The organism is Endozoicomonas sp. G2_2, assembly GCF_017744135.1.
Taxonomy (GTDB): domain Bacteria; phylum Pseudomonadota; class Gammaproteobacteria; order Nevskiales; family Salinisphaeraceae; genus Salinisphaera.
The window spans coordinates 305,104-312,068 of sequence record NZ_JAGHQU010000004.1; the positions used below are offsets into that span (position 1 = coordinate 305,104).

Genomic DNA, 6,965 nt, shown 5'->3' on the forward strand with positions numbered 1-6,965 from the left:
GCAATCGTATCCTCATGAAAAGTGACGAAAACTATGGACGAAGATCGTAAAAAGGCACTGGCCGCCGCACTGAGCCAGATCGAGCGCCAGTTTGGCAAGGGCTCGGTGATGCGCATGGGCGATCAGGACACCACCAACATTCCGTCCATCTCGAGCGGCTCGCTGACGCTGGATATCGCGCTCGGCATCGGCGGCTATCCGCGCGGGCGCGTGATCGAGATCTACGGCCCGGAGTCCTCGGGCAAGACCACGCTCACGCTGCAGGCCATCGCGGAATGTCAGAAGGCCGGGGGAACGGCGGCCTTCATCGACGCCGAACACGCACTCGACCCGACCTATGCCGAAGCGCTCGGCGTGGATATCGAGAATCTGCTGATCTCGCAGCCCGATACTGGTGAACAGGCACTCGAGATCGCGGACATGCTGGTGCGTTCTGCGGCGGTGGATATCGTGGTTGTCGACTCGGTTGCCGCGCTCACGCCCAAGGCCGAGATAGAGGGCGAGATGGGCGATTCGCATGTTGGCCTGCAGGCACGCCTGATGAGCCAGGCGCTGCGCAAGCTCACCGCCAATATCAAGCGCACCGGCACCACGGTGATGTTCATCAACCAGATCCGGATGAAGATCGGGGTGATGTTCGGCAGCCCGGAAACCACCACCGGTGGCAACGCGCTCAAGTTCTATGCCTCCCAGCGACTGGATATCCGCCGTATCGGCGCGATCAAGAAGGGCGACGAGGTGATCGGCAACGAAACGCGCGTGAAGGTGGTCAAGAACAAGATGGCGCCGCCGTTTCGCAAGGCCGAGTTCGAGATTCTCTATGGCGAGGGCAGCTCGCGCGAGGGCGAGATCATCGACCTGGGCGTGGCCAACAATCTCATCGAAAAGGCCGGTTCCTGGTACTCCTACAACGGCGACCGTGTCGGGCAGGGCAAGGACAATGCCCGCAACTTCCTCAAGGAAAACCCCGACATCGCCCAGCAGCTCGAAGACGCACTGCGCGAGAAACTCTTGGCGCCCAAGCGCCGCAAGAAGGACGAAGACACGGGCGCCGCAGCCGGCGAAGACGAGAACCCGGATCTGCTCGGCTCCGCGCAGAGCGGCGGCCAGAGCAGCTAGCGCCGTCGGCATCACCCCGCGATCGTGAGCTACGCCGACGATAACGAGCCGCTCGACCCCGACGCCGAGCGGCTTGCGGTGCGCAAGCGGGCGATGGATCTGCTGGCCCGGCGTGAGCATGCGCCGGCCGAACTCTCGGCCAAGCTGGCCAAGCGCGATCACGACCGGGATATCGTCGCGGCCGTGCTCGACGAACTCATCGACGATGGTCTGCTGTCTGAAAGCCGGTATGCGGACGCCCTGGTTTCCTCGCGTGCGTCGCGCGGCACGGGGCCGGTACGTATTCGCGCGGAACTGGCGGCCGTTCACGTGTCGGATTTCGAGATCGACCGCGCACTCGAAGACGCCGAAGTCGACTGGCATGCCCTGGCCGAGCAGGTGCGCCGCAAGCGTTTCGGTGCCGAGATGCCCCAGGACTTTCCCGCCAAGGCCAAGCAGATGCGTTTTCTGCAGCGGCGCGGCTTCGATGGCGACCAGCTGCAGGCCGCGTTCGACGATTGATCACCGCCGGGCGTCGGCGGAAGATGGCGGAAATCGCTTGCGCGGAGGTTCTGGATGAAGATAACGGCCGAAATCTGTGTCATACCGATGGGCGCCGGCGTGTCGGTGTCGCGCTTCGTGGCGGCATGCCGCCCGATACTGGAAGCGGCCGGGCTCAATCCCGTGCTGCATGCCTACGGCACCAACGTGGAAGGCGAATGGGACGACGTGTTCGCCGCATTCAAGGAATGCCACCAGACGATCCACGATCTGGGCGCGCCACGGGTGTTTACGACCATCAAGGTCGGGAGCCGCACCGATCGCCCGCAAAGCAACCAGGACAAGATCGACAGCATTCACGCCGGTGGCTGATCGGTGTCGAATGGCGGTAGGGCGGCTGCGGGTGCTCTGCTAGACTAGCGGGCTGTTTGGCCCACGCTGATTACGTTCAAGAGGCGCCTGCCCATGATGTCCACCAACGCGTTGCGCGCGCGTTTCGTCGAATATTTCGAACGGCACAAGCATCGATTCGTTGCCTCCAGCAGCCTGGTCCCGGCTTCGGACCCCACCCTGCTGTTCACCAATGCCGGCATGGTCCCGTTCAAGGACGTGTTCCTCGGCCGGGACAAGCGCGACTACAACCGCGCGGTGTCCTCGCAGCGCTGCGTGCGCGCCGGCGGCAAGCACAACGATCTCGAGAACGTCGGCTATACCGCACGCCACCACACCTTCTTCGAGATGCTGGGCAACTTCAGCTTCGGCGATTACTTCAAGCGCGAAGCCATTCATTTCGCGTGGGAATTTCTCACCGTCGAACTCGAACTGCCGGCCGAGAAGCTGTGGGTCACGGTCTACGAAGAAGACGAGGAAGCCGCGCGCATCTGGCTCGACGAGATCGGCGTGTCCGAGGACAGCTTTTCGCGCATCGGGGCCAAGGACAACTTCTGGCAGATGGGCGACACCGGCCCCTGCGGGCCGTGTTCCGAGATCTTCTACGATCACGGTGATCATATCGACGGCGGGCCGCCCGGTACGCCGGAAGAAGACGGCGATCGCTTCGTCGAGATCTGGAACCTCGTGTTCATGCAGTACGACCGCCAGCCCGATGGCGAGATGCTGGATCTGCCCAAGCCGTCGATCGACACGGGCATGGGCCTGGAACGCATCGCCGCGGTCCTGCAGGGCACGCACGACAACTACGAGATCGATGTCTTCAAGACGCTGATGGCCGCGGCGGCCGACGCCGTGGGCATGGCCCCGGACAGCCGACACGCTTCGCTCAAGGTCGTGGCCGATCATATCCGCGCCACTGCGTTTCTGATCACCGACGGCGTGATGCCGGCCAATGAAGGTCGCGGCTACGTGCTGCGCCGGATCATGCGGCGCGCCATTCGCCACGGCCACAAGCTGGGCGCCACCGGCACGTTCTTCTACAAGCTGGTCGCGCCGCTGGTCGAGCTGATGGGCGAGGCGTTTCCGGAGCTGGCCGAATCGCAGGCGCAGATCGAGCGCGTCGTCGAGCAGGAAGAACAGCGCTTCGCGCTCACGCTGGCCCAGGGGCTGCGCATTCTCGAGGATGCCATCGGCGCGATGAGCGGCACCGAAATTCCCGGCGAGACGGTGTTCAAGCTGTACGACACCTACGGCTTTCCGGTCGATCTGACCAACGACGTGGCCCGCGAGCGCGGCCTGACGCTGGACACTCGCGGCTTCGATGCCGAGATGAGCGCCCAGCGCGAGCGTGCCCGCGCGGCCAGCCAGTTCGGCGCGGATTATCACGCCAGGCTGGACGTCAGCGACGCCACCGAATTCATCGGCTATACCGAAACGCAGGGCAGCGCGCGCCTGCTCAGTACGATCCAGAACGAACAGCCGGTGGACCGACTGGCAGCCGGCGACGAAGGGGTGCTGGTACTCGATCGCACGCCGTTCTACGGTGAGTCGGGCGGTCAGGTGGGCGATCAGGGCGTTATCGAGGCCGACGGCGCGCAATTCGTCGTCACCGATACCCAGAAGCAGAACGGCGTGTTCCTGCACTTCGGGCGCGTCGAGTCGGGCGAGTTCGCCGCCGATCTCGCCGTGGAGGCCAGGGTGGATGTCGAGCGCCGGCAGGCGATCGAACTCAATCACACCGCCACCCATCTGCTGCATGCCGCGCTGCGCGAGACCCTGGGCACGCACGTGCGCCAGAAGGGTTCGATGGTTGCGCCGGATCGGCTGCGTTTCGACTTTGCCCATTACGAATCGGTCACCGCCGAGGCGCTCGCCGATATCGAGGCCCAGGTGAATGCGCGGGTTCGCGAGAACATCACGGGCGAGTTCTACGTACGCAGCTACGACGAGGCGATCGCCGAGGGCGCGCTGGCGTTTTTCGGCGAGAAGTACGGCGACGAGGTACGCGTGGTGCGCTTCGGCGACTACTCGGTCGAGCTGTGCGGCGGCACGCATGTGCCCGCCAGTGGCGCAATCGGCCTGGTCAAGATCACCGAGGAACGCGGTGTTGCCGCGGGCGTGCGTCGCCTGGAGGCCGTCACCGGCGGCCACGCACTCAAATGGGTGCAGGATGCGTCGGCACGCGAGATTCGTGTGGCGTCGCGTCTGAAGGCGGCCCCGGCAGAGCTCGAGGACAAGCTCGAGCGCATGCTCGAACGGGTCGCCGGGCTGGAGAAACAGCTCGACCAGGCCAACCAGAAACTTGCCGCCAGCCAGGGTGACGATCTGGCCGACAGCGCGCGCGAAATCGGCGGTGCGCAGGTCGTGGTAAGGCGCATGGACGGTGCCGATCGCAAGGTCCTGCGCGAAACGGTCGACGCGCTCAAGAACAAGCTCGACAACGCGGTGGTCGTGCTCGGCGCGGCGGCCGACGGCAAGGTCGCACTGATCGCGGGTGTGGCCAAGAGCCAGAGCAAGGCGGCTCCGGCCGGCGACCTGGTGAACTTCGTTGCCGAGCAGGTGGGCGGCAAGGGCGGCGGCCGGCCGGACATGGCCCAGGCCGGGGGCAGCGACGCCGGCAAGCTCGATGCCGCTCTCGAAAGCGTTTACGGTTGGATAGAACAGCGACTCGGCTAGCGCGACACGCTGGCAGGACTCTTGCTGAGTTTCCTTAGTACAATCGAATTTTCACATCGGCGCGGGCGCGTGCCCGGCAAGGAAGACGATATTCCATGGCATTGATTGTCCAGAAATACGGCGGGTCTTCCGTCGGCACGGTCGACAAGATCAAGCGCATCGCCCAGAAGATCAAGGGCTATCGCGACAACGGCGACGAGGTGGTCGTCGTGGTGTCCGCCATGGGCGGCGAAACCGACCGCCTGCAGGGCCTGGCCGACGAACTGGAGGGTCGTCCGGTCGCCCGCGAGATGGACGTGCTGCTGTCCACGGGCGAGCAGGTCACGATCGCGCTGCTGTCGATGGCCTTGCGCCACGCCGGCGTGTCCGCGCGTTCGTTCACCGGCTGGCAGGTGCCCATCGTCTCCGACGAATCGCACGCCAAGGCTCGTATTCAAAGCATCGAGCCGGACAATCTGCGCAGCGCGCTGGACGACGGTAACGTGGCCGTTGTCGCCGGTTTTCAGGGCGTGACCGAAAGCAACGAGATCTCGACGCTCGGCCGCGGCGGTTCGGATACGACCGCGGTCGCGCTCGCCGCGGCTCTGGGCGCCGACGAATGTCAGATCTACACCGACGTGGACGGCGTCTATACCACCGACCCGCGCGTGGTGTCCGGCGCGCGTCGTCTGGAACAGATCACCTTCGAGGAAATGCTCGAGATGGCCAGTCTCGGTTCCAAGGTGCTGCAGATTCGCGCCGTGGAATTCGCCGGCAAGTACGGCGTGCCGCTGCGCGTGTTGTCCACCTTCGACGACGGCCCCGGCACGCTCATCACATTGGAGAATCAAGTGGAAGAACCGATCATTTCCGGCATCGCCTTCACCAAGGACGAAGCCCAGCTCACCGTGCTCGGCGTGCCCGACCGGCCCGGTATCGCCTACGCCCTGCTGGGCCCGATCGGCGAGAACAACATCGAAGTCGACATGATCCTGCAGAACGTCTCGGGCGATTCGAGCAGCGATTTCACGCTGACCGACTTCACCTTCACCGTGCACACCCGTGATTTCGACGCGGCCAAGGACCTGCTGGAAAAGGCCGCGAAGGATCTCGGTGCGCGCGATGTCTCGGGGCAATCCGGCATCGCCAAGGTCTCGCTCGTGGGTGTGGGCATGCGTTCGCATGCGAACGTCGCCGCGCGCATGTTCAAGGTGCTGGCGAACGAGAACATCAACGTGCGCATGATCTCGACCACCGAGATCAAGATCTCGATCGTGATCGAAACCAAGTATCTCGAGCTGGCGGTGCGCGCGCTGCACGACGAGTTCGATCTCGACGAAGAACCGAAGAAGGTGGAAAGCGAGCTCACGCCTTCGGCCGAGCAGGGCTGAGTACAGGCCGTGCTCGTGTTCGAGCGCCGCGCGGGCGAAGCGCTGCAGCTGGGCGACGAGGTCGAGGTGCGCGTGCTCGATACCGATGGGCAGACGGTGCGCATCGGGGTCGAGGCGCCGCGCGACGTGCGTATACAGGCTGTGGATGCGGCGCCCGCCGAAGAGGATCCGGACACCGGGGCAAATCAAAAGTAGACAAGGGGTTTACCCGGGCCGGTTCCACCGGTATTATTCGCGGCCTTGAACGAATGAGAGTTCGCTCTCGCAAGGCCGCTACTCCAGTAAGTCGGTTTGTTCGAACAGTCGACGCAAACGGCTCCAAAGAACAGCGGTTGCGTTCTGAAGGACAAAGAATTTCAGGAGAGGTGGCCGAGTGGCTGAAGGCGCTCCCCTGCTAAGGGAGTAAGGGGTTTATAGCCTCTTCGAGGGTTCGAATCCCTCCCTCTCCGCCATGACAACCAGTCAAGGGCCCGTAGCTCAGTTGGATAGAGCGTGCGGCTACGAACCGCAAGGTCGGGAGTTCGAATCTTCCCGGGCCCGCCATAGCAGAGAGGCTCTCCAAACACGGAGAGCCTTTTTTGTATCTGACGACACAATTCGAACTCCCGACAAATAAACAAGTTGTTCGACAGCCGCGCAGCGGCTGAATCGTGCAGCGCGAGCTGCACGAGCCCGAAGGGCGAGCGGCGCAGCCGCGAGTAATCTTCCCGGGCCCGCCATAGCAGAGAGGCTCTCCAAACACGGAGAGCCTTTTTTGTATCTGACGACACAATTCGAACTCCCGACAAATAAACAAGTTGTTCGACAGCCGCGCAGCGGCTGAATCGTGCAGCGCGAGCTGCACGAGCCCGAAGGGCGAGCGGCGCAGCCGCGAGTAATCTTCCCGGGCCCGCCATAGCAGAGAGGCTCTCCAAACACGGAGAGCCT

Annotated in this window: 6 protein-coding genes and 2 tRNA genes; all 8 read left to right on the top strand. The window is 63.9% G+C overall.

Translation table 11 applies throughout. The features are described 5' to 3' along the window. The first annotated feature begins 33 nt into the window (after positions 1-33). The 8 genes from recA to J7355_RS07175 all read left to right on the top strand — a co-directional run bounded on the left by recA (position 34) and on the right by J7355_RS07175 (position 6,581). Positions 34-1,119 (top strand): recombinase RecA, encoded by a 1,086-nt coding sequence (recA, locus tag J7355_RS07140; protein ID WP_209061230.1) that lies wholly within the window; start codon positions 34-36, stop codon positions 1,117-1,119. A gap of 24 nt (positions 1,120-1,143) precedes the next feature. Then, complete coding sequence (locus tag J7355_RS07145; protein ID WP_209061232.1) at positions 1,144-1,620, top strand: regulatory protein RecX; 477 nt, start codon at positions 1,144-1,146, stop codon at positions 1,618-1,620. Between the two features lie 54 nt (positions 1,621-1,674). Further along, on the top strand, positions 1,675-1,971 hold the full coding sequence (locus J7355_RS07150; protein ID WP_209061234.1) for an MTH1187 family thiamine-binding protein: 297 nt from the start codon (positions 1,675-1,677) through the stop codon (positions 1,969-1,971). A 96-nt stretch (positions 1,972-2,067) separates the two neighbouring features. Next, a complete protein-coding gene (alaS, locus tag J7355_RS07155; protein ID WP_209061255.1) occupies positions 2,068-4,668 on the top strand; it encodes an alanine--tRNA ligase in 2,601 nt (866 codons plus the stop codon). Between the two features lie 95 nt (positions 4,669-4,763). After that, positions 4,764-6,038 (top strand): aspartate kinase, encoded by a 1,275-nt coding sequence (locus J7355_RS07160; RefSeq protein WP_209061236.1) that lies wholly within the window; start codon positions 4,764-4,766, stop codon positions 6,036-6,038. Between the two features lie 9 nt (positions 6,039-6,047). Continuing rightward, positions 6,048-6,233: a carbon storage regulator gene (locus tag J7355_RS07165; RefSeq protein WP_209061237.1), complete on the top strand. Its 186-nt coding sequence runs from the start codon at positions 6,048-6,050 to the stop codon at positions 6,231-6,233. A 164-nt stretch (positions 6,234-6,397) separates the two neighbouring features. Continuing rightward, positions 6,398-6,490: transfer RNA gene (locus J7355_RS07170), tRNA-Ser, on the top strand. 14 nt (positions 6,491-6,504) lie between these two features. Further along, positions 6,505-6,581: transfer RNA gene (locus J7355_RS07175), tRNA-Arg, on the top strand. Positions 6,582-6,965: the final 384 nt, after the last annotated feature.